General features: G+C 43.2%; 19 protein-coding genes. All 19 read right to left on the minus strand.

The window, feature by feature from the left end:
- On the minus strand, positions 1–2,577 hold the full coding sequence (mutS, locus tag M1D94_RS12155) for a DNA mismatch repair protein MutS (RefSeq protein ID WP_101501644.1): 2,577 nt from the start codon (positions 2,575–2,577) through the stop codon (positions 1–3).
- Between the two features lie 132 nt (positions 2,578–2,709).
- Positions 2,710–3,255, minus strand: a complete 546-nt coding sequence (cotE, locus tag M1D94_RS12160; RefSeq protein WP_003231833.1) for an outer spore coat protein CotE — start codon at positions 3,253–3,255, stop codon at positions 2,710–2,712.
- A gap of 261 nt (positions 3,256–3,516) precedes the next feature.
- Positions 3,517–3,948, minus strand: a complete 432-nt coding sequence (ricA, locus tag M1D94_RS12165) for a regulatory iron-sulfur-containing complex subunit RicA (protein WP_003231834.1) — start codon at positions 3,946–3,948, stop codon at positions 3,517–3,519.
- A 1-nt stretch (position 3,949) separates the two neighbouring features.
- Positions 3,950–5,479 (minus strand): tRNA (N6-isopentenyl adenosine(37)-C2)-methylthiotransferase MiaB, encoded by a 1,530-nt coding sequence (gene miaB / locus M1D94_RS12170; RefSeq protein WP_014664026.1) that lies wholly within the window; start codon positions 5,477–5,479, stop codon positions 3,950–3,952.
- A gap of 147 nt (positions 5,480–5,626) precedes the next feature.
- Entirely contained in the window at positions 5,627–6,805 is a 1,179-nt protein-coding gene (locus M1D94_RS12175; protein WP_015715903.1) for a glycine C-acetyltransferase, read from the minus strand.
- 12 nt (positions 6,806–6,817) lie between these two features.
- Positions 6,818–7,861 (minus strand): L-threonine 3-dehydrogenase, encoded by a 1,044-nt coding sequence (gene tdh / locus M1D94_RS12180; RefSeq protein ID WP_273797335.1) that lies wholly within the window; start codon positions 7,859–7,861, stop codon positions 6,818–6,820.
- Positions 7,862–8,125: 264 nt separating this feature from the next.
- Positions 8,126–8,386: a stage V sporulation protein SpoVS gene (spoVS, locus tag M1D94_RS12185; protein WP_003154135.1), complete on the minus strand. Its 261-nt coding sequence runs from the start codon at positions 8,384–8,386 to the stop codon at positions 8,126–8,128.
- Between the two features lie 199 nt (positions 8,387–8,585).
- On the minus strand, positions 8,586–9,380 hold the full coding sequence (gene ymdB / locus M1D94_RS12190; RefSeq protein WP_003245138.1) for a 2',3'-cyclic-nucleotide 2'-phosphodiesterase: 795 nt from the start codon (positions 9,378–9,380) through the stop codon (positions 8,586–8,588).
- Positions 9,381–9,448: 68 nt separating this feature from the next.
- Entirely contained in the window at positions 9,449–11,011 is a 1,563-nt protein-coding gene (rny, locus tag M1D94_RS12195; RefSeq protein ID WP_003221010.1) for a ribonuclease Y, read from the minus strand.
- A gap of 275 nt (positions 11,012–11,286) precedes the next feature.
- The gene (locus M1D94_RS12200; RefSeq protein WP_273797336.1) at positions 11,287–12,462 is read right to left on the minus strand and encodes a serine hydrolase domain-containing protein; all 1,176 of its coding nucleotides are present in this window, start codon (positions 12,460–12,462) and stop codon (positions 11,287–11,289) included.
- Positions 12,463–12,629: 167 nt separating this feature from the next.
- The gene (recA, locus tag M1D94_RS12205; RefSeq protein WP_003245789.1) at positions 12,630–13,676 is read right to left on the minus strand and encodes a recombinase RecA; all 1,047 of its coding nucleotides are present in this window, start codon (positions 13,674–13,676) and stop codon (positions 12,630–12,632) included.
- A 172-nt stretch (positions 13,677–13,848) separates the two neighbouring features.
- Positions 13,849–15,099: a competence/damage-inducible protein A gene (locus M1D94_RS12210; protein ID WP_003231847.1), complete on the minus strand. Its 1,251-nt coding sequence runs from the start codon at positions 15,097–15,099 to the stop codon at positions 13,849–13,851.
- A gap of 17 nt (positions 15,100–15,116) precedes the next feature.
- Positions 15,117–15,698, minus strand: coding sequence for a CDP-diacylglycerol--glycerol-3-phosphate 3-phosphatidyltransferase (pgsA, locus tag M1D94_RS12215; protein WP_003244753.1), 582 nt, complete (start codon positions 15,696–15,698; stop codon positions 15,117–15,119).
- 49 nt (positions 15,699–15,747) lie between these two features.
- A complete protein-coding gene (rodZ, locus tag M1D94_RS12220) occupies positions 15,748–16,662 on the minus strand; it encodes a cell shape determination protein RodZ (RefSeq protein WP_021479276.1) in 915 nt (304 codons plus the stop codon).
- 18 nt (positions 16,663–16,680) lie between these two features.
- Positions 16,681–17,472, minus strand: a complete 792-nt coding sequence (locus M1D94_RS12225) for a DUF3388 domain-containing protein (protein ID WP_003220998.1) — start codon at positions 17,470–17,472, stop codon at positions 16,681–16,683.
- 129 nt (positions 17,473–17,601) lie between these two features.
- Positions 17,602–17,859 (minus strand): DUF3243 domain-containing protein, encoded by a 258-nt coding sequence (locus tag M1D94_RS12230; protein WP_003245199.1) that lies wholly within the window; start codon positions 17,857–17,859, stop codon positions 17,602–17,604.
- An 80-nt stretch (positions 17,860–17,939) separates the two neighbouring features.
- Entirely contained in the window at positions 17,940–18,668 is a 729-nt protein-coding gene (gene ymfI, locus M1D94_RS12235; RefSeq protein WP_015483236.1) for an elongation factor P 5-aminopentanone reductase, read from the minus strand.
- A 54-nt stretch (positions 18,669–18,722) separates the two neighbouring features.
- A complete protein-coding gene (yfmH, locus tag M1D94_RS12240) occupies positions 18,723–20,009 on the minus strand; it encodes an EF-P 5-aminopentanol modification-associated protein YfmH (protein ID WP_070548981.1) in 1,287 nt (428 codons plus the stop codon).
- Entirely contained in the window at positions 20,006–21,286 is a 1,281-nt protein-coding gene (gene yfmF, locus M1D94_RS12245) for an EF-P 5-aminopentanol modification-associated protein YfmF (RefSeq protein ID WP_070548979.1), read from the minus strand. Before yfmF ends, yfmH begins: the two co-directional genes overlap by 4 nt.
- Positions 21,287–21,399 lie beyond the last annotated feature (113 nt).

The following is a 21,399-nucleotide window of genomic DNA, read 5'->3' on the forward strand; positions in this document are numbered from 1 at the left end:
TTAATGTAATTTCTTTTGCAGCTTGTACATTTCATTCATCGCTTCAAGCGGTGTCATATCCAGTATATTAAGTGATTTGAAAGCATCGATCACTTGCTTTTCTTTTTTTGAAAGCTTTGGTGTTTCAGCCGGCTTTTCCGCTTCGTCAAAAAAGGACAGCTGTGCCGGCTCTTCTTTCACCTGAGGTTTCTGCACCGGCACTTCCGGTTTGTTTCCTGAATGCTCAAGCTCTTTTAAAATATCTTGGGCGCGCGCAATCAGATCTCCCGGCAGTTCGGCAAGCTGAGCTACATGGATACCATAGCTTTTATCAGCCGCACCTTCTTTAATTTGATGAAGAAAGACAACCGTTCCGTTATATTCTTCAGCGCGAACATGAACGTTTTTCAGCTGGGGTAGCTTGTCCTCAAGAACGGTCAGCTCGTGATAGTGTGTGCTGAACAGCGTCTTGGCGCCGATGTGATCGTGAACATATTCAATAATCGCCTGTGCCAGCGCCATGCCGTCATAAGTGGACGTTCCCCGCCCGATTTCATCAAACAGAATGAGGCTGTTTTTCGTCGCGTTGACAATCGCATTTTTCGCTTCAAGCATTTCTACCATAAATGTACTTTGTCCGGAAATCAAATCATCTGCAGCGCCGATTCGCGTAAAAATTTGATCAAAAATCGGAAGCACCGCTTTTTTCGCGGGTACAAAGCAGCCGATTTGCGCCATAATGGAAATGAGCGCGATTTGTCTCATATACGTGCTTTTCCCTGACATGTTTGGACCTGTAATGAGAAGCATTTGTCTGTTATCGCCCATCATACAGTTGTTCGGGACATATTCCTGGCTGTCCATGACTTTTTCAACAACCGGGTGTCTGCCTTCAATCACTTCGACTTCATCTTTAGAGAACTCTGGTTTCGTGTAGTGGCGATTTTCACTGATTGTCGCAAAGCATTGCAGTGCGTCCAGCTCGCTCATCTGTTTTGCAAGCTGCTGCAGCCGCGGAATATACTGCTTCACTTTCTCGCGCAGCTCGGTAAACAGCTCGTACTCCAGCTCACAGATGTTATTTTCCGCCTCTAAAATGAGCGCTTCTTTTTCTTTTAATTCAGGTGTAATGTAGCGCTCTGCATTGGTTAACGTCTGCTTCCGCTCATAACGCCCTTCCTCAAGCAAATGCAAGTTTGCTTTAGTCACTTCAATGTAATAACCGAAAACTTTATTAAAGCCGACCTTTAAAGAGCGAATGCCTGTGTATTCCCGCTCCTGCTGTTCCAAGCGGGCAATCCAGTCTTTTCCGTTTCTGCTTGCATCACGATATTCATCAAGCTTTTGATTATAACCATCTTTAATCAGGTTCCCTTCTTTTACCGATAAAGGAGGGTTTTCGTACAGCGCTTCTTCCAGCAGTTCAAGTACATCCCCGCAAGGGTCAATGCGCTTTGCACGTTCCTTGGCCTTGTCATGAGCCAGTGAAGCAACCAGCTGTTTGATGCCAGGAACTTGCTTTAACGATTCCTTCAGCTGAATCAAATCCCGGGCATTGACATTTCCGAATGCAACGCGGCCGGCAAGGCGTTCTAAGTCATATACTTCTTTTAAACGTTCACGCAGATCTTCCCGTTCAAAGAAATGGGACATCAATGTTTCCACCATTTCTTGGCGCTCTTCGATTTGATTGACTCTGATAAGCGGCCGGTCAATCCACTGTTTAAGCAGCCGGCCTCCCATTGCCGTTTTTGTTTCATCCAGCAGCCACAAAAGGGAGCCTTTTTTATTTTTTGAACGGATTGTTTCGGTCAGCTCCAGATTACGCTTTGAGTACAAGTCAATTTTCATCGCTTCCTCAAGCTCATACACCTGCAAGGGCTGAAGATGATCAAGGCTGCGCTTTTGGGTTCTTTTCAGATACGTATATAAGCGCATAAATGTTTTTGTTATATCTTCATTATTTAAGTGCTCAATGATCGTTACGTGTTCGTCTGTTTCTCCGTCTTCAATTGAAATCGTTGCACCGCACCGCTCTCTCAGCTGTGCCACTGTATCGGCATCCAAGCTTCCTGAAACCACGATTTCCCGTGCGCCGACTGAATAAATTTCTGATATGACGTCTTCAAGCCGTTCAATCAAAACAGCCAAATTTTCTCCCGTTGTTAAATCAGACAGCGCAAGTCCGTATCCGTTCGAGCAGGCTGAAACAGATGCGATAAAGTTATTTTCCGACTCATGGATGCCTTTGCCGTCCATTACAGTTCCGGGCGTAATCAGCTGAACTACTTCTCTTTTCACAACGCCCTTTGCGGCTTTCGGATCTTCCGTCTGTTCACAGATCGCCACTTTGTATCCTTTTTTAATAAGCTGTTCGATATACGCGGAAGCAGAATGATACGGCACACCGCACATCGGTATTTTTTCAGCCGCACCGCCGTCTCTGCTCGTTAACGTAATTTCCAGCTCTTGTGACGCTTTTTTGGCGTCCTCAAAAAACATTTCATAAAAATCACCCAGGCGAAAAAATAAAAAGGCATCCTGGTGCTCTGCCTTTATTTTTAAATATTGCTGTATCATAGGCGTATAACCGGCCATTGTTTAATCCCTCACTATGTATCTACGTTTCTATTTTCCAACCTTCATTATAACATAAACAAAAAGTGATAAAAGAATGATATATCAATATAAAAAAGAGACTTGGGGGTACTGTCTCCCCTAGTCCCTTTTTTATTCTTCAGGATCTCCCACTAAAAACTCCGGGTTGATGTCTTCAAGCTCTTCATCAAGCTCATCTTCCCAATCTTCCTCGTCATCCTCTTCCCAGTCAGGATTGACCTCAACAACTACCTTTGTTTCCCCTACCACTTCCGCCAAAAATTCTCTTTCTGCCTGCACAACGATTTTATTTCCATTCGGCGAAATGGTCACTTCAAGGCAGTTTGGCTGCTGAAGCACTTTGGCAATCACTTCATGCTCATCATCTAAGTAATTATTGTCTCTGTATCTGAGTTTAATGACATCTACATATTTTACCCGTTCTGTGACAACCTCTGTCTTTGTGTTGTCCGCATAAGAGTACCATACGTTTATATCATAATACCCTTCAATTTCTACCGTTTTTCCAATTTTTTCAGCGTCATACTTGTGGTTAATAATCCAACCACCCAAAATGCTGCTCGGTTTTTTCTCAGGCGAGATGGTGTTGGTGCATTGGGTGAATTTTCGGCCTTTCGCTACTACTGCCTTCGTAATAATTTCCCTGTATTCAGACATTCCGGCATGCCTCCTTGTTCTTCTTCGTGTTATCTTATGCTGGGCATTTGTCTAGTGTGCATTTTTATAAATAAAATATAAAAATACAAAGTTTCTGTTCCATTGTATGCAGGGGTGCCTAGAAACTTTACTTATAAGTGCGATAAAGTTTATACGCGGCTGAGCACAGAAAAACAAATTGAACATTTGGTACATAGATTATTTAGTTCATTTTTAACCGCACAAATGATAAAAAAACACGGGCCTGTAAAGGCACCGTGTTTAGAGAGAACAACTGTTATTTGAATGCTTCACCTTTGAACCGGTTTCCCCTTTCAGCAGGTCGCCTCCGGTTGATGTGATGATTTCATTTGTGACTTGGTTGGAAATGGTGTGTGCAACGAGCTGCAGTAGGTCATTTACTTCCATCTGCGAGTCTCTGAATTCCTGGATAACAGGAATCTCTTCAAGCTCTTCTTGCAGCGCGTCAATTTTTGCTTCTACTTGTTTGAGCGCTTCATGCTTTTCATAATGCTTCAGATTGACAGCCTGCTTTTGCAGGGCTTTAATCTGATTAACGATTGTGGACACTTTGTCATTCTCATTGATTTGCGCTTCAGCCCGTTTGAAAAAATCAACCTCTTCTGTTTCAGAGATCATTTTTGCAAGGTTTCGTGCCTGCTGCACAATGTCTTTTTTTGAGTAGAGCGTCATCTTATTTCACCTCGATTGCTTCTCCTACCATTTCTCCGTCAAGCGACCATGTTTTCGCTTGCTGGATTTTCACGCGGACGATTTTGCCGATGGCTTCCTTCGGCCCTTTGAAATTGACAAGCTTGCTTTTTTCCGTATAGCCGGCAAGAATATCAGGGTTATTTTTGCTTTCACCCTCAACTAATACTTCGACAACCTTGCCTTCGTATTCCTTCATTTTTTTAGCAGAAATTTCATTCACCAGCGCGTTCAGACGCTGCAGGCGTTCTTTTTTCACACGCATCGGTACATTATCTTTCATCTTAGCAGCCGGAGTGCCCTCACGCGGAGAGTAAATGAACGTATAGGCGCTGTCAAACTCCACTTCACGGTATAGAGAAAGCGTTTCTTCAAACTGTTCGTCCGTTTCATTTGGAAATCCGACGATAATGTCCGTTGTCAATGAAGCGTTTGGCATTGCTTCTTTAATTTTTCGCACCAGCTCCATGTAACGCTCTCTGTCATATTTGCGGGCCATCAGCTTCAGAACTTCTGAGCTTCCTGATTGAACCGGAAGATGAATGTGATCAAGCAGATTTCCGCCTTTTGCCAGCACTTCAATGAGGCGGTCGTCAAAGTCGCGCGGATGACTCGTTGTAAAACGGATTCTCGGGATATCGATTTTTCTCAGTTCATCCATCAAATCACCAAGTCCGTACGTCATATCTTCAAAGTCTTTTCCATACGCGTTTACGTTTTGGCCTAACAGAGTAATTTCCTTATAGCCTTCACTTGCAAGCCTTCTCACTTCCTGAATGATATCCTCAGGGCGGCGGCTTCTTTCTTTTCCACGTGTGTAAGGCACAATGCAATACGTACAGAATTTGTCACAGCCGTACATGATATTGACCCAGCCCTTAATTTTTCCATTTCGGACTTTCGGAAGGTTTTCAATAACGTCCCCTTCCTTAGACCAAACTTCTACAACCATTTCTTTTGAAAGGTATGCTTCTGACAAAAGCTCCGGCAGGCGATGAATGTTATGCGTTCCGAAAATCATATCGACAAACGGATGTTTTTTCAAAATACGGTTCACGACTGATTCCTCTTGGGACATACAGCCGCACACGCCTAAAATTAGATCGGGATTGTTTTTTTTCAGTGCTTTTAAGTGCCCGAGCTCACCAAACACCTTATTTTCAGCATTTTCACGGATTGCACATGTATTTAACAAAATGACATTGGCATCGTCAACAGAGTTTGTCGCTTCGTAACCGAGCGCCATAAAGATCCCTGCCATAACCTCTGTATCGTGTTCATTCATTTGGCAGCCGTACGTACGGATATAGAACTTTCTTCCGTCTCCCAATCCTTTAAATTGTTCAGAAATTTTAAAGTCATTATGATAAGTAACGGCTTCCTTGCCTCGTTTTTTCGCGTCTTTTAAAGAAGGCGGAATGTAAACAGCTTCAAAGTACTTGCTGTAATCCTTCTCGGATTTTTTGTCCGATGGATTAACTTGTCCGCTCTCTAATTTTTGTTTTTCATTCATGTCATATTTTCTCCTTTCAAACCAAACTTCCACCCTTCAGTATAAAGGTTATTGAAGCTCTGCACAACTGGCAACCTATCATTGTACACTCATTGAGAATAATAATCAATAAGGAATCAAAAGAGGAAGAGTAAACTCTTCCTCTTGTTACAATAGCTGGAGCTCCTTTGCCGTCTTTTCGATGACATCAAGCGCCTGATCCAGTTCATCTTTGGTGTGCTCTGCTGTTATAATCGTGCGAATTCTGGCTTTTCCCTTTGCTACAGTCGGGAAAACGATACTTTGGGCAAAAACACCGTGAGAAAGGAGCTGATCTGAAAATTGCTTTGCCACACCTTCATCACCTATTAAAATAGGAAGAATCGGCGTTTCACTCTTCGTGAGAGTCAGCCCCATTTTCACAAGCATTGCTTTAAAATAGGCAGTATTCTCCCACAAGCGCTCCATATGCTCCGGCTCTTCAAGCAAGACATCAATTGCTTCCATACAAGCTGCAGTGACAGCCGGCGGATGAGATGTGCTGAATAAAAATGGACGGCCTTTATGGCGCAAATAATCGATCAGCACCTTTGAACCTGCAGCGTAGCCGCCGAGCACTCCGATTGCCTTGCTTAATGTTCCGACCTGAATATGAACTCTGCCGTCAAGGCCGAAGTGATTCACCGTTCCCCTGCCGTTTTCGCCAAGTACTCCGGATGCATGGGCGTCATCCACCATCACAAATGCGTCATATTTCTCAGCGAGCTCTACAATATCAGGCAGAGGAGCTATGTTGCCATCCATGGAAAATACGCCGTCTGTCACAATCAGACGCATCCGATAATTCATTGACTTTCTCAGCACCCGCTCTAAATCACTCATATTGACGTGCTGATACACCTTTTTATCCGCCTTTGTCAGTCGTATTCCGTCAATAATAGAGGCATGGTTCAATTCATCTGAGATGACAATGTCCTCTTTTGATAGAATACTTGAAAGTACGCCTTGGTTTGTTGTGAAGCCTGATTGGAATACAAGTGCCGCCTCCGTTTTTTTAAAGGCTGCCAGCTTTTTCTCAAGCTCTTGATGCATTGTAAATGTACCGGCAATCGTTCTCACTGATCCGGTGCCGGCTCCATACTGCTGAACGGCCTCCTGTGCGGCATTGATGAGTCTAGGATGTGAAGTGAATCCGAGGTAATTATTAGAAGATAGCTGAATGACTTTTTGGTGATTCACTGTGACAGATGGACCCTGCATAGATTCAAGCTGTTTTATGTCTTGCCATGTATGGTTTTCTTTCATACTATCAAGCTCTGCTTTTAAAAAATCAAATTCCTTCGTCATGTTTATCCCCCTTTATGGAATTAAAATTACTTTTCCGCACTGGCCGCTTCTCATCAGTTCGAAACCTTTTTCAAACTCCTCTAACGGAAACTGATGGGTAATAACAGGTTCAAGATCGATCACGTTTGAACTGATCAACTGAGACACCTGGCGCCATGTTGAAAACATTTTTCTTCCTGTGATTCCTTGGATGGTAAGCCCTTTAAATACCACTTTATTCGTCAAATCAATTGTCACCGGATGTTCCGGCAAGCTGAGAATATGAAATCTTCCGCCATTCGCAGCCATCGCAAGACCTTGGGCAATCGCTGAGGGATGACCCGACATCTCACAAACAAGATCTGCTCCTTCCTCACTAGTTAAAGCGCTTACAATTTTGAGCGGGTCTTCTTTTTCAATAGAAACAGTACAAGTCGCTCCCATTTGTTTTGCAAGCCTCAGCCTGTATTCATTCTTATCAATCGCTATCACCTGAGAAGCTCCTGCTGCTTTTGCAACCGCAACAGCCATAAGACCAATCGGTCCGCATCCAATGACTGCAGTCGTTCCTCCTGCAGGCTGGCTCTCGAGTACGGTATGAACTGCATTTCCTAAAGGCTCTTGAATGGAAGCAATCGACGGGTCCATATCAGCGGGATTTCTCCAAATGTTATCAGCTGGAACTTTTACATACTCTGCAAAACAGCCTGCCGTGTCCACTCCGATTATAGCAGTATTGGTACACACATGAGATTTTCCTGTTAGGCAAGGGACACATTCACCACAGACAATGTGTGTTTCCGCAGACACATACTCTCCCACTTTTACACTACTGACATTCTCTCCCACGTCCTCTACGATGCCGCTGAACTCATGGCCGAAAACATAGGGTGTTTTGATTCTCTGACGTGCCCATTGATCCCAATTATAAATGTGGACATCCGTGCCGCATATGGAAGCGGCTTTCACTTTTATGAGGACTTCATGTTTATCAATCTCAGGAATGGGAACTTCAGTCAGCACAGCACCGAACGCCCCGTCCTTTTTCATTAGAGCTTTCATCTTTCCACTCTGCATGTACAATCCTCCTTGAAAAATTCTTGTTATATTCGGATTGTACCATGATATGGAATAAGCGTAAACAGCACTGTCTTCTCCAGAAGGACAAAAGTATCTGTCTTGAAAAATGAGCGGAATTTTTTTTGAAACGTTTTAGCTCATTTCTGGTTTTGTATATTCGCTCATTTATGTGCTAAAAATACTATTGGGAGAAAATATCACAATAAATGAAAAACAACCTGTTTGCATTACGCAAACAGGTTGAGAATGCTTTATTTGTTTTTAGCGAGGCTCCACGATTAATTTAATCGCTGTTCTTTCTTCCCCATCGATTTGAATATCTGTAAAAGCCGGAATACAAATCAAATCAACGCCGCTAGGCGCCACAAATCCCCTGGCAATCGCCACAGCTTTTACAGCCTGGTTTAATGCACCCGCTCCGATCGCTTGAATCTCGGCGGCTCCTCGCTCTCTCAACACGCCTGCAAGCGCACCTGCCACTGAATTTGGACTCGATTTTGCTGAAACTTTTAAGATTTCCATTTCTGCTCCCCCTTAGTTTTACAATGGATAAGTGAGTGTTCATTAGAACAATCATTATTAGATGTTGCTATCCAAAAAGCCATCCCCACAATGCTTTTCAAAAATAGCGGGCTACCTTCCATTTTTACTATATTCACTAAGGAGTTGCTATATTCCTGCTTTTCTTTTTAATATTTTTATAAAATAACCATATGTTCAACTATTCAAAGAACATGTGATCATCGTTGATTAAAATACGCTCAATTTTCACGGCTTTTTTCGTTTGATCGTCAATGTCAATGACAACTCCGCTGAGCGTTGTTTTTCCTTCAGCGACAGTAAACCGGACTGGAAGGTTCGTTTTGAATCGCTTAATAATCGTCTCTCTGTCCATCCCCAGTATACCGTCATACGGGCCAGTCATTCCCACATCAGTAATATATGCCGTTCCCTTCGGCAAAATGCGGTTATCCGCTGTTTGCACGTGTGTATGAGTTCCTACTACAGCCGACGCCCTCCCATCCGTGTACCAGCCAAGTGCGAGCTTTTCACTTGTCGCTTCGGCATGAAAGTCGATAAAAATGTACGGTGTTCTTTTCGCAGCTTCTGCGATCAATTCGTCCGCTTTTAAAAACGGGTCATCAAGCGGCGGCAAAAACGTACGTCCCTGCAAATTAATGACTGCTAGTTCTTTGCCGTTTGCTTTCACATATGTGATCCCTTTCCCCGGTGTTCCTTCAGGAAAGTTTGCCGGGCGAACCAAGTTCGGAACGTCATCTATAAAATCAAATATTTCTTTTTTGTCCCATGTGTGGTTCCCCATTGTGATTGCATCTGCGCCGGACTGGATTAAGCTGTGATAAATTTTTTCCGTCAGGCCTTTTCCATGTGCGGCGTTTTCACCATTAATAATGGTAAAGTGAGGCTTATATTTTGTTTTTAGCTTTGGTACATATTCTTTGACCATGTCACGGCCCGGTGAACCGACAACATCTCCGATAAATAAAATTCTCATTTTGTAAATCCTTTCTTCTTGAAAATTCCTTGCCGTCAAAAAAATAAAGTGATGCTTAGCGCATCACTTTATTTTGCATACTCTACGGCTCGAGTCTCTCTGATTACTGTCACCTTAATATGACCTGGATAATCGAGCTCGTCCTCAATTCGCTTGCGGATATCTCGCGCCAGTCGATGAGCCTCAAGATCATTAATTGAATCTGGCTTCACCATAATACGCACTTCGCGTCCAGCCTGAATGGCAAATGATTTTTCAACACCTTCGTAGGACTCAGAAATTTCTTCGAGTTTTTCAAGTCTTCGAATATAATTCTCGAGCGTCTCACTTCTTGCGCCAGGTCTTGCAGCGGAAAGCGCATCTGCTGCAGCTACCAGCACAGCGATAATGGAAGTCGGCTCCTCATCCCCGTGGTGTGATGCAATACTGTTAATCACGACTGGGTGCTCTTTATATTTGGTCGCAAGCTCTACCCCGATTTCAACGTGGCTTCCTTCTACTTCATGGTCAATTGCTTTCCCGATGTCGTGAAGAAGACCCGCACGTTTAGCAAGCTTTGCGTCTTCACCAAGCTCCGATGCCATTAGACCGGCCAAGAATGCGACTTCCATGGAATGCTTAAGCACATTTTGACCGTAGCTTGTACGGAACTTTAAGCGGCCGAGGATCTTGATGAGATCTGGGTGGAGGCCGTGAACGCCAACCTCAAATGTCGTTTGCTCACCCATCTCACGAATATAGTCATCGACCTCGCGGCGAGATTTTTCAACCATTTCTTCAATCCGTGCCGGATGAATACGGCCATCCTGAACGAGTTTATCAAGAGCAATTCTGGCTGTCTCACGTCTGATCGGATCAAATCCGGAAAGAATGACAGCTTCAGGCGTATCATCAATAATCAGGTCAATTCCTGTCAGCGTTTCAAGCGTACGAATGTTACGCCCTTCCCGTCCGATGATACGTCCTTTCATCTCATCATTTGGAAGATTGACAACTGATACCGTTGTTTCGGCAACGTGGTCCGCTGCGCAGCGCTGTAAGGCGAGTGAAAGAATGTTTTTCGCTTTCTTATCCGCCTCTTCTTTCGCACGGTTTTCAGTTTCTTTTGTCATGATGGCGATGTCATGTGAAAGCTCGTTTTCAACCCGCTCAAGAATGATTTGTTTTGCTTCATCACGAGTCAGACTCGAAATTCGTTCCAACTCTGACTGCTGCATACGAATCATCTCATCCACTTTGCTTTCCATCTCTTCAATATGTTGTTGTCGTTCATTCAGAGAATGATCTTTCTTCTCCAACATCGCTTCCCGTTTATCAATTCCCTCATGTTTGCGATCAAGGTTTTCCTCCTTTTGGAGTAAACGGTTTTCTTGTTTTTGAAGCTCATTTCGTCTTTCACGAACTTCCTGTTCAGCATCTATTCGAAGTTTGTGGATTTCATCCTTTGCTTCAAGCAGAGCTTCTTTTTTCAGTGCTTCAGCATCACGCTTTGCATCTTCAAGAATTTGCTCGGCTGCACCGCGTGCGCCCGCAATTTTCGCTTCGGCAATGGTTTTACGAACAAAGTAGCCAACAACTAAACCGAGTAGAATCAGCAAAATGGAGATGAGAACCATCATAATTGGGGTCATACTTTCACCTCCTCTTGCTATGAACTTGGTTGTTGCTTAAAAAGTGTCGGCATGTACATTGTCTAGTTTTCTCAACATACAGAACCTTCACAGGGAATGAGTGTGTTCATCGCCCTTGTCAAGTTTAAATGGTTTAACAATCATGTTAAAAAAACAAATGTTACAACTTCATTGTAAATGTGTCGGAAATACTTGTCAAGCTTGCCATCTTAACGTTTGCAGGCCAGTCGTCTTTTCACGTGCCGAATGTAATTCATCCAAAAGAAGATCACTAATCATTCTTGATTTAGAAGCTGGTATATTTTATTGTTCACTTGGCCCAATTTAGCATTATTTTGAATGTTTGAGAACAAAATAACAATGGTTTGCCCCGATTTGCTAAAGCTGTTCAAGATATTGAAGCCCGGCATCACACCATGGTTTGAATAGCTTCCGGGAGCAACATAAAATCCCATGCCGTATGTAGAGCTGCTCCCTGGCGTAAACATCTTTTCATAGCTATTTTGCGAATACAGTTTTCCGTCTATCAACGCTTGGTCAAATTTGTACATATCTATAGCGCTCATATAAATATCACCGGCTCCATACAGCTGGGATAGATCAGGTATATACGGTGTAACTGTTTTGCTGCCCTCCATCTTATACCCGACAGCAGGATAAGGTTCTTTTTCATATGTTTTGTAAAAGCCTGCATGCGTCATTCCCGCAGGTTTAAAAATATGATTCTGTATGTACTGTTCATAGGGCTCACCGCTTACTTCAGCAATAATATAAGCGAGAACAGAATAGTTGGAATCCTTGTAGTCCCATACGCCCGGCTGACGTTTGATTCCCTGCAGTTCTATGTCTTTTATTAAATCGTCCGGCGTAATGGCGCCGTTTCCTTCAATATGTCCGTTTATCCCCGATGTATGTGTAAGCAGATTCTTCAAAGTAATCGTTTGTCCGTTAGGAAAATGAGGTAAATACGTACTTACCGGATCACTTGTCTGAAGTTTCCCCTTTTCCTCAAGCTGCAAAATAGCAGTTGCAATCAGCGCTTTTTGTGATGAACCGACATAAAAAGATGTCAATGGATTATTTTGAATGTAGTGTTTACGGTCAGCATAGCCAAAACCTTTATTTGTTACGATTTCTCCATTTCTGACAATCATGGCTGTTCCGCTGAAACCGATCTCTTCTAAATAATTGCTGATTTTTTGATTTCGATCCACTGTTTTGATTTGTTCCTCTGATTTTTTGGCAGTTTTCTTTTTGACCTCTTTTTTCTGATCGGTATTTGAAACCGCTGCAGTTTCTTGAGATGGCTTGTTTTCTTCACTATTTCGATGAAGAGCATTCCAAATCGTAATGCAAACCATCACTGCTAAAAGACCAAGCAACAGTTTTCCTCTTTTATTTAGTTTTCTCCGTCTGCGTTTCGCAGTTCTTCTGCGGGTTGGGCTTGTCATTCATTTTTTCCTCCCAAAATAAATTCCATTTTGCACACGTTTTGTTAGACGAATAAAGCCCTAAAAAAGTTGTCAAAAAAAGCAATATTTTTATCATTTTTTTGCAAAATACAAAAAAGCTGAGTTTTTCACTCAGCCTTTTGTATCATTTGAAACTTATTTTATTTTTATTCTTCAAATTCGAGTTCTTCTTGTGTCTCTTCAGCTTGCTGCTGCACTACTCCGTTATTATCCAAGCCGTAATGTTCGCGAATTTGCTCCTGGATCATCAGCATGATATCTTTATTTTCTTTCAGGAATTGTTTTGCATTTTCACGGCCTTGGCCAAGACGCTCTTCTTCATAAGAGTACCATGAACCGCTTTTTTGCACGATATCAAGTTCAGTTCCTAGATCAATGATTTCGCCTTCTTTTGAAATGCCTTCTCCGTACATAATGTCAACCTCGGCTGTACGGAACGGCGGAGCCACCTTGTTTTTCACGACTTTGATTTTCGTTTTGTTCCCCATTACGTCGTTGCCTTGTTTCAGCTGTTCAGCACGGCGCACTTCAAGACGCACGGAAGAGTAGAATTTCAACGCACGGCCGCCAGGAGTTGTTTCTGGGTTCCCGAACATAACGCCGACTTTTTCACGAATTTGGTTAATGAAAATCGCGATTGTCTTCGATTTGTTAATGGCCCCTGAAAGCTTACGAAGCGCTTGAGACATTAAGCGTGCTTGTAAACCGACATGAGAATCTCCCATGTCGCCTTCAATTTCCGCTTTCGGAACGAGAGCGGCTACAGAGTCGACAACGACAATGTCAACTGCCCCGCTTCGAACCAATGCTTCCGCAATTTCAAGCGCCTGCTCGCCTGTGTCAGGCTGAGACAGTAAAAGCTCCTCGATGTTAACACCGAGCTTTTGCGCGTATACCGGATCTAACGCATGCTCCGCATCGATAAACGCGGCTTGTCCGCCCTGCTGCTGAACTTCAGCAATCGCATGAAGCGCCACAGTTGTTTTACCTGAGCTTTCAGGACCGTATACTTCAATAATCCGTCCGCGAGGATATCCGCCAATTCCCAGTGCTGTATCAAGAGCGAGGGAGCCGCTTGGTACAGTAGAAATTCTTGTATCTGTCTTTTCTCCCAGTTTCATAATGGAACCTTTGCCGAACTGTTTTTCTATTTGTTTAAGAGCCATATCTAAGGCTGCCTGACGATCACTCATTCTATTTTTTCCTCCTTTATGTTACCACTACATATACTATACCCTGTTTGAAGGGATTTGCCAAGAAAAAAGCGAACGCATATTCGGATTTTTTCTTGGCGTGATTCCTATCAAAATATCATAATGTATCAGAGAAATCATGTTTTCTTAGGAGGATAATGTGCTGAAAATATTATTTTTGCTCTAAAAGCTTTAAGATTAAATGGCAGCCGTATTTAGCGCCGCGTTTTCTGATCCCCGTTCTGGAGCCCGCAAAGTGAAACTCGTGAACCTCTTCTTTACCATTTGCGGAAATGCCGATAAACACATGCCCAGGCTCATGCCCTTCTTGAGCATCAGGTCCTGCTACACCAGTAAAGCTAATGCCGATATCGCTGCCAGTGAGTTTTTGAACACCCTTAGCCAGTTCGGATGCGCACTCCTTGCTGACCGCCCCAAAACGATCTAATGTTTCCTTCTTGACACCAAGCACATTCTGCTTCACGTCGTTTGTATAGCAAACAACGCCCCCGGCAAATAATTTTGAGGCACCGCTATGATCCGTCAGCCATTCAGAAAACAGCCCTCCGGTAAAACTTTCTGCCGCAGAAATTGTAATGCCTTTTTCCTTGCACGCTATAGATAGCTCTTTTACAAGAGAAGTATCATCGTAACCATAGAAAAATTCACCGACACGCTCTAAGATAACGGCCTCTGTTTCTTTTAACAGACGCTCTGTTTCCTTTTCATCGGCGTGTTTGGCTGTCAGACGCAGCGTCACCTCTCCATCAGCCGCCAAAGGCGCAATTGTCGGATTGGTTTGCGCATCAATAATATCTTCCAAATCGGCTTCAAGCTGAGATTCACCGATACCGAAAAAGCGAAGAACGGTTGACACAATTTTTTCATTTGAACCCATCTTTTTCAGCAGAAGAGGCTTTGCCTCGTTTTCAAACATTGGACGCAATTCGCTCGGCGGTCCAGGAAGAAGCATATAATAGCGCGATTCATGCTCTGTGAGCATTCCCGGGGCCATTCCAAAGTGATTCGCCAGCACGTCAGAACCTTCGATCACAAGCGCCTGTTTTCGGTTATTAGGTGACATCGTGCGTTTTGTTCGTTTGAAATAGTCCTCAATGGATTGGAATGCCTCATCATTTAACACAAGCGGACGTCCCAGCGTATTTGCAATCGTTTCTTTCGTCAGATCATCTTTTGTGGGTCCAAGCCCTCCTGAAAAAATAATGAAGTCAGAGCGTTCTTCAGCAATGCGGATGACCTGCTTCAGCCGCTCCGGGTTATCTCCGACCGCTGTATGATAAAATACGTTGACCCCGATTTCAGCGAGCTGTTTGCTGATAAATTGAGCATTTGTATTGGCGATTTGGCCAAGCAGCAGCTCTGAACCGACTGCAATTATTTCTGCTTTTTTTGGAAATTCCATGACGAAGTCCTTCTTTCTTAGTTAGATGTTTTTAACGCTTCCCAGTTTTTAGAGAAATATTCCCATCCTGAGACGACAGTAAAGAAGACGGCTACCCACAGTGCCAAGTCTGCAAACGGGAATGACACAAGTTCAAATGGAAGATTATGAAGAAGCAATGCGGATACCGCAATAATCTGTGCCCAGGTTTTGATTTTACCAAGCATGTTAGCAGCTACGACTTCTCCTGTTCCGGCTAAGACAAGCCTTAAACCTGTCACGGCAAACTCCCTGCTGATAATCACAATGACCATCCAAGCTGGAGCGAGATCAAATTGAACAAGGATAATTAACGCTGCGGATACCAGCAGTTTGTCCGCAAGCGGATCAAGAAATTTCCCGAAGTTTGTTACGAGATTCAATTTTCGGGCATAATACCCGTCCACCCAGTCTGTTGTAGATGCAATAATAAATAGAATGGCCCCCGCCAAATGTGCGACCGGGATCGATTCGTCTCCAACTTCGAGCCTGCCCCAGTCAAACGGCGCCAGCATGATAATCATGAAGATTGGGATTAATGCGATTCTAGCTAGTGTGATTTTATTTGGTAAGTTAAACATAAAGCCCCTCCAATTTCATACTCGGACGTGAAGAAAAGTCATCTGGTAATTAAGATGACTTTTCTTCCTTTTTATTTACAATCTTTATAGTTTGTGCCATCACTTTTTTCGGATCAAGTTCATATGAAAGAACCTTACCGTTGATTTTTATTTTCAGATTAGGTGCATATCCGGTGCGGATATCAACTTGTTTCTGATCAGTTATGTCTTTTTTATAGGTCTCGTCTTTTTTCAGCGTTCCTTCTTTTAAAGAGCTGCTGTTTTCATCGCGCACTCGAATCCAGGAGCTGTCTGATGCCTTCAGTTCCAGCTCGATTTTATCAGCGCCGGACACTTCATAAGTCGTTAACGATCCTTCAGTGCCAGCAGCTTTAATCTCCAGCTTATCACTGTCATTTTCTTTTTTCTTATCTTCGTTTTCTTTCGTTTCTTTTTTAGTGTCTGTCTCTTTTTCAGAGCTGTTATTTTGATTCTCTTTCAGCGTTGAATCTTTAGGGATTTCGTACTTGCTCTCACTTTGCGTAATTGCTTTTTCTGATGCCGCATTGTGATCATCACTGTTTTTGTGATTGGCAAACTGAATGATCGCGTACACAATGGCAATCACGACAATCACGCCGAGAATAACAAGTATCGTTGGCAGCAGCTCCAGCGCCTTAGATGCTGGCTTTGGCATTTCCTTTTGAAGATTCATGCCGGAGATCTTTTCAGACACATCGTCATGATACGTATTAGGGATATCTTTTTTATGCTCCTCAAACAGCTGATCCGCATCAAGCCCAACGGCTTCTGCATATTGCTTGATGAATGCCCGAACATAAAACTTCCCCGGAATAATGTCATAGTTTCCTTCCTCCAAGGCGGTTAAATACCTTTTTTGAATCTTTGTTGCCGCTTGGAGATCATCCAATGACATTGCTTTTTCCTCTCTGGCTTCTTTGAGCCGGATTCCTAGTTCAGTCACAACAAACACCTTCCAATTTTAAAAATCAAAGCTTGAAAACCCGGATTGATCAAACATTTGGGGTTCCTCGGCATGTTCATATGTAATAACCTCATCAGGGTCATTTCTCAGTTCAATAATATAATCAAAGTCATCTAGTGTATACTCTGTATTTTGAACGAATATGTCCGGATGCTCCACCACTTTTGTTGCAGGCAGCCGCATGATTTCTCGGACCAGCTGGAGATGGCGTTCCGATCCTCTTCGTGTTGACACAATTCCGTCAACGATAAAGACATTTTCAGTGCTGTATTCATCGGCAATCAGCTGGCTTCTTATCGTCTGCTTCAGCAAGGTTGATGACACAAACAGCCACCTTTTGCTTGCACACACACTAGAGGCTACAATCGATTCCGTTTTCCCGACACGCGGCATACCTCTGATTCCGATTAATTTATGGCCTTCTTTTTTGAACAATTCGGCCATAAAATCGACTAATAAGCCAAGCTCGTCCCGTTCAAAGCGGAACGTTTTCTTGTCATCGGCATCCCGTTGAATATAACGGCCGTGGCGTACGGCAAGTCGGTCGCGAAGCCTCGGTTCTCTAAGCTTCGTTACTTTAATTGTTTCCATCGTTTTTAAGATTGATTCTAATCGTTTAATTTGATCTATATGGCGGCACCTGAGAAGCATTCCCCTTCTGGAAAGATCGACGCCGTTTATCGTTACGATGTTGATAGAAAGCATCCCAAGAAGAGATGAAATATCCCCGAGCAGTCCGGGGCGGTTCACTTGAATTTCATATTCAAAATACCATTCGAGCTTTGCCAAATGATATACCCCCTTCATTGTGGCAAAATTTTACCTTCCTTTATCATAAAGCATTTTTCTCTAATTAGAAAGAAGAATGTTGCTGTGATGAGGAAAACATAAAAAAGAGAGGAAAAATCCCCTCTCTTCCTAGTGAGTGCTGTTATTTTCAACAAGCTTAACCATCATATTGGCAATGGCGTGCTGTTCATCTTTTGATGCTACACTCCAAAGATCTGCCAGCACTTTTTCCTGCTCGTTCTTAGATTCCACTTCATTAGCCAAGTAGCTGCCGATTTCTGTCGCAAGATCTGTAATCGTATCCTGGCTCATACCTTTATCTTGCGCATAGTTCAGACGGTCGCCAAGGAAGTTTTTCCAGCTATCCCAGTTTTCTAATACTGACATGCTTGTTTCCTCCATTTCATGTGAAGTTACAAGATTATTGTGTCCTTCACAAAAGAAACTATACACCGAATATTTTCGTGTCAACAGTGCCAGCCGCCATTCACCGACAGAATTTGGCCGGTGATATATGACGCTTTTTCAGACAGGAGAAAAGCTGTTGCATCAGCAATTTCTTGCGGCCGGGCCAGCCGGCCGATCGGAATCTCATCAGCGATCTCTTCTTTTTCAGCCGGGGTAAATTGATTCATCATATTTGTATCAACTGCACCTGGCGCTACTGCGTTTACCCTGATTCCGCTTGGTGCCAGCTCCTTAGCCAATCCTTTTACAAATGAATGCTGAGCTCCTTTTGCCATGCTGTACAGTACTTCACAGGATGCTCCAGTCTCTCCCCAAATCGAGCTGACAGCCACAATCGCTCCCGATTTATTCCGAATCATGCCTGGCAGAAGGTTTCTCGTCAGCATATACGGACTTGCCACATGAAGCTGAACCATTTCCTGAACCGTTGCGTTATCTACATCCGTAATCAGCCCAAAATGGCTTCGTCCGCTGTTTAAAACAATCGCATCAATCGGCTGAACAATTGAACTTGTCAGCTTATCTGCTCCATCTTGCGCAGACAGATCAGCTTGTAATATCTCCGCATTTACGCCAAACATCTGACTTAGTTTTTCAGCAAGCTCCGCTGCCGCGTATTGATTTGTATTGTAATGCAACAGCAGATTGTATCCCTTAGCCGCAAGGGTTTCGCTGATGCTTTTGCCAATGCCGCCGCTTGCTCCGGTGATTAGTGCTGTTTTGTTCATCCTCTTTCCTTCTTTCCGCAGAAAAACACCCCTCACACTGGAGGGATGTTTTATTTATGATTTAGGAACAACCTTGCAGACAGTCAGCCTGTCTGCAGCGATTTCCTCTTGTATTACGTTCTGGACATCCTCAAGGGTAATCTGCTCGAGTACCGTTACAACGTCAAACAGGCTCATATCCAAGAACGCATAACGGGTAAATTGATTGGCGATGTATTCAGGGGAATTCAGCGCTTTTAAGAATGTACCAATCTTTTTCTTTCTGGCAAGTTCAATCTTTTCAGCAGTAATCAGTTCACCGGCGCGCAAAAGCATGCTTGAAATGTCTTCAGCCAATTGATCAGGCTCAGGCGTATCTCCGCCGATCGCCGCAAAACCAAACCCATATTCAGCAGTAAAATCAAAGCTAAACGTTTCGTCAATATATCCTTTTTCATAAAGTGATTCATACTGGGCAGAGCTTTTGCCAAAAAGAGCTTCAAGCAATAAGTTCATTGAAAGTTCATGCTTTAAGAGCTCTTTGCCTAATTTAAACGGATTTTTGGATTTCAGCCCAACAAGGCATTTCGGTCCCTGCACGTTCATTTTGATCTCTTTTTCTTTTCGGAAAACCGCTTCTTGCTCTTTCACTTCTTCCCGTTTGATCTCCGGCTGATCAGTATACGGCTTTTTCCCCTGGTTTTCTCTTACCTGAGAAATAATCGCTTCAGGATCTACAGGTCCGACAATGAAAAGGAGCATGTTACTCGGGTGATAAAACGTTTCATAGCATTCATAAAGAAGGTCTTTTGTAATATGTGAAATGCTTTCCACTGTTCCCGCTATGTCAATTCTGACAGGATGCTCTTTGTACATGTTTTCAATGACCCCGAAGTAAAGCCTCCAATCAGGGTTATCGTCGTACATATTAATCTCCTGCCCGATAATCCCTTTTTCCTTTTCAACCGTTTTTTCAGTAAAATATGGGTCCTGTACGAAATCGATAAGCGTCTCTAAATTGCGGTCAACATTTGATGTGCTTGAGAAAAGGTAAGCCGTTCTTGTAAATGACGTAAACGCATTGGCAGAAGCCCCCTGTTTGCTGAAATCTTGAAAAACGTCTCCGTCCGCTTTCTCAAACAGCTTGTGCTCAAGAAAGTGAGCAATCCCGTCCGGCACGTGAACCATCTCGTTTTTACCTAAAGGGACAAACCGGTTATCTATCGAGCCGTACTTTGTTGTAAAGACCGCATATGTCTTGTTGAAGCCTTTTTTCGGCAAAACGTAAACATCAAGGCCGTTGGACATTTTTTCATGATACAGCGTCTCCTGAAGCTGTTCATATTCGATTGGTTTGATCAAGATGCACCCTCCGTCCCTTTTAAGAAATAAGTCGTATCAAGCTGAATCTTTTCGCCGGCTTTAATGATATCCTCTTTTGTGACATTCTCAATATTGGCAAGAAAGTCTTCGATAGGAATCTCGACTTGAGCAGCAGCCTGCTGATATAAAAATTCAGATAAACCGTATGCTGTATCAATCGTTTCCAGCACTTGATTTCGAATGACGGCCTTTGTCTGTGCTATATCCTGCTCACTGAAATCGCCATTTTTCATTGCCTGGAATTGCTCAGCAATAATCGAAACCGCCTGTTCATAATTTTTCACTTCAATGCCTGACATCACCATTAACAAGCCTTTAAAACTTTCTATACGCGAAGCCGCGTAGTAAGCAAGACTGGCTTTTTCCCGAACATTAATGAAAAGTTTAGAATGAGAGAATCCGCCGAACAATCCGTTAAACACTTGTAAAGCAGGATAATCCTGATCTGTATAAGTGATGCTGGTGCGGTAGCCGATATTCAGTTTTCCTTGCTTGACATCCTCTTCATCAATTACTTCTTTTGGCTGAACTTTTTCATCAGGGTGATTGTTTTCAATCGTGCCAAGAGTGCGCTCTTCTGTTTTGAAATACTTATCAATTGCCGAATGTACCTGGTTACTGTCCACATCGCCAACTACATATAAATCAAGCTGGTCTTTTTGGATAGCGCTTTGGTATGTTTCGTATAATTGCTCTGCCGTAATGTCATCGACATCGTCGATTTCACCATTGACATGAAGCGCGTAAGGCTCATTTTTGCACATTTCCTGTATCAGCCTTAAATTCGAATAGCGCATTTTATCATCATAGACGGCTTGGATTCTTTGCTTAAGCGTCCGTTTTTCTTGAGCCACATATTGTGACTGAAAAGCGTCTCCCTCCAAAGCAGGTGAAAAGACGATTTCTGCAAGAAGCTGGAGCCCTTTCTCAAGTAGCGGCGTTTGGTCTTTTAAATATTTTTCATTTGGGATTTCAAGCCTGAACGTAATGACGTGCCGCTCTCCTTTTTTCGTAAGATCAGCCGATACTGACGTGCCGTACAGCTCATCCAGGTATGAACGCAATTCTGCGGTTTTCGGATGGCTTTTCGTTCCGCGAAGAAGCACATGCGGAAGCAGCGCTCTTTTGGTGACTTGATCCTTTGTCAGCGGCGCAAGCATCTTAAAAATAAGCGAGACGGTTTTGAATTTTTCTGTTTCTACAATGTGTGCGGTTAAACCGCCGTGCTTTGATTTGAGTTCATTAACATATGACATATGGAACCTCCTTCGTTCATTTCTTAATTAGTATGTATTATGACCAATTTTCAGCATTCGCAGAAACACTCTTTCATGTAATTATAGCAACTGTAGGATTTATAAGGAAACAA

Source organism: Bacillus sp. JZ109 (genome assembly GCF_053903135.1).

What these genes read in the sequence shown, in the direction of transcription:
- M1D94_RS12210 (WP_003231847.1), bottom strand. Translation starts at nt 15,099, where the DNA reads ATGGAATTTCCAAAAAAAGCAGAAATAATTGCAGTCGGTTCAGAGCTG.
- mutS (WP_101501644.1), bottom strand. Translation starts at nt 2,577, where the DNA reads ATGGCCGGTTATACGCCTATGATACAGCAATATTTAAAAATAAAGGCA.
- ymfI (WP_015483236.1), bottom strand. Translation starts at nt 18,668, where the DNA reads ATGAACAAAACAGCACTAATCACCGGAGCAAGCGGCGGCATTGGCAAA.
- cotE (WP_003231833.1), bottom strand. Translation starts at nt 3,255, where the DNA reads ATGTCTGAATACAGGGAAATTATTACGAAGGCAGTAGTAGCGAAAGGC.
- M1D94_RS12175 (WP_015715903.1), bottom strand. Translation starts at nt 6,805, where the DNA reads ATGACGAAGGAATTTGATTTTTTAAAAGCAGAGCTTGATAGTATGAAA.
- miaB (WP_014664026.1), bottom strand. Translation starts at nt 5,479, where the DNA reads ATGAATGAAAAACAAAAATTAGAGAGCGGACAAGTTAATCCATCGGAC.
- M1D94_RS12200 (WP_273797336.1), bottom strand. Translation starts at nt 12,462, where the DNA reads ATGACAAGCCCAACCCGCAGAAGAACTGCGAAACGCAGACGGAGAAAA.
- ricA (WP_003231834.1), bottom strand. Translation starts at nt 3,948, where the DNA reads ATGACGCTCTACTCAAAAAAAGACATTGTGCAGCAGGCACGAAACCTT.
- ymdB (WP_003245138.1), bottom strand. Translation starts at nt 9,380, where the DNA reads ATGAGAATTTTATTTATCGGAGATGTTGTCGGTTCACCGGGCCGTGAC.
- M1D94_RS12230 (WP_003245199.1), bottom strand. Translation starts at nt 17,859, where the DNA reads ATGTCAGTATTAGAAAACTGGGATAGCTGGAAAAACTTCCTTGGCGAC.
- spoVS (WP_003154135.1), bottom strand. Translation starts at nt 8,386, where the DNA reads ATGGAAATCTTAAAAGTTTCAGCAAAATCGAGTCCAAATTCAGTGGCA.
- rny (WP_003221010.1), bottom strand. Translation starts at nt 11,011, where the DNA reads ATGACCCCAATTATGATGGTTCTCATCTCCATTTTGCTGATTCTACTC.
- pgsA (WP_003244753.1), bottom strand. Translation starts at nt 15,698, where the DNA reads ATGTTTAACTTACCAAATAAAATCACACTAGCTAGAATCGCATTAATC.
- yfmF (WP_070548979.1), bottom strand. Translation starts at nt 21,286, where the DNA reads ATGTCATATGTTAATGAACTCAAATCAAAGCACGGCGGTTTAACCGCA.
- tdh (WP_273797335.1), bottom strand. Translation starts at nt 7,861, where the DNA reads ATGCAGAGTGGAAAGATGAAAGCTCTAATGAAAAAGGACGGGGCGTTC.
- recA (WP_003245789.1), bottom strand. Translation starts at nt 13,676, where the DNA reads ATGAGTGATCGTCAGGCAGCCTTAGATATGGCTCTTAAACAAATAGAA.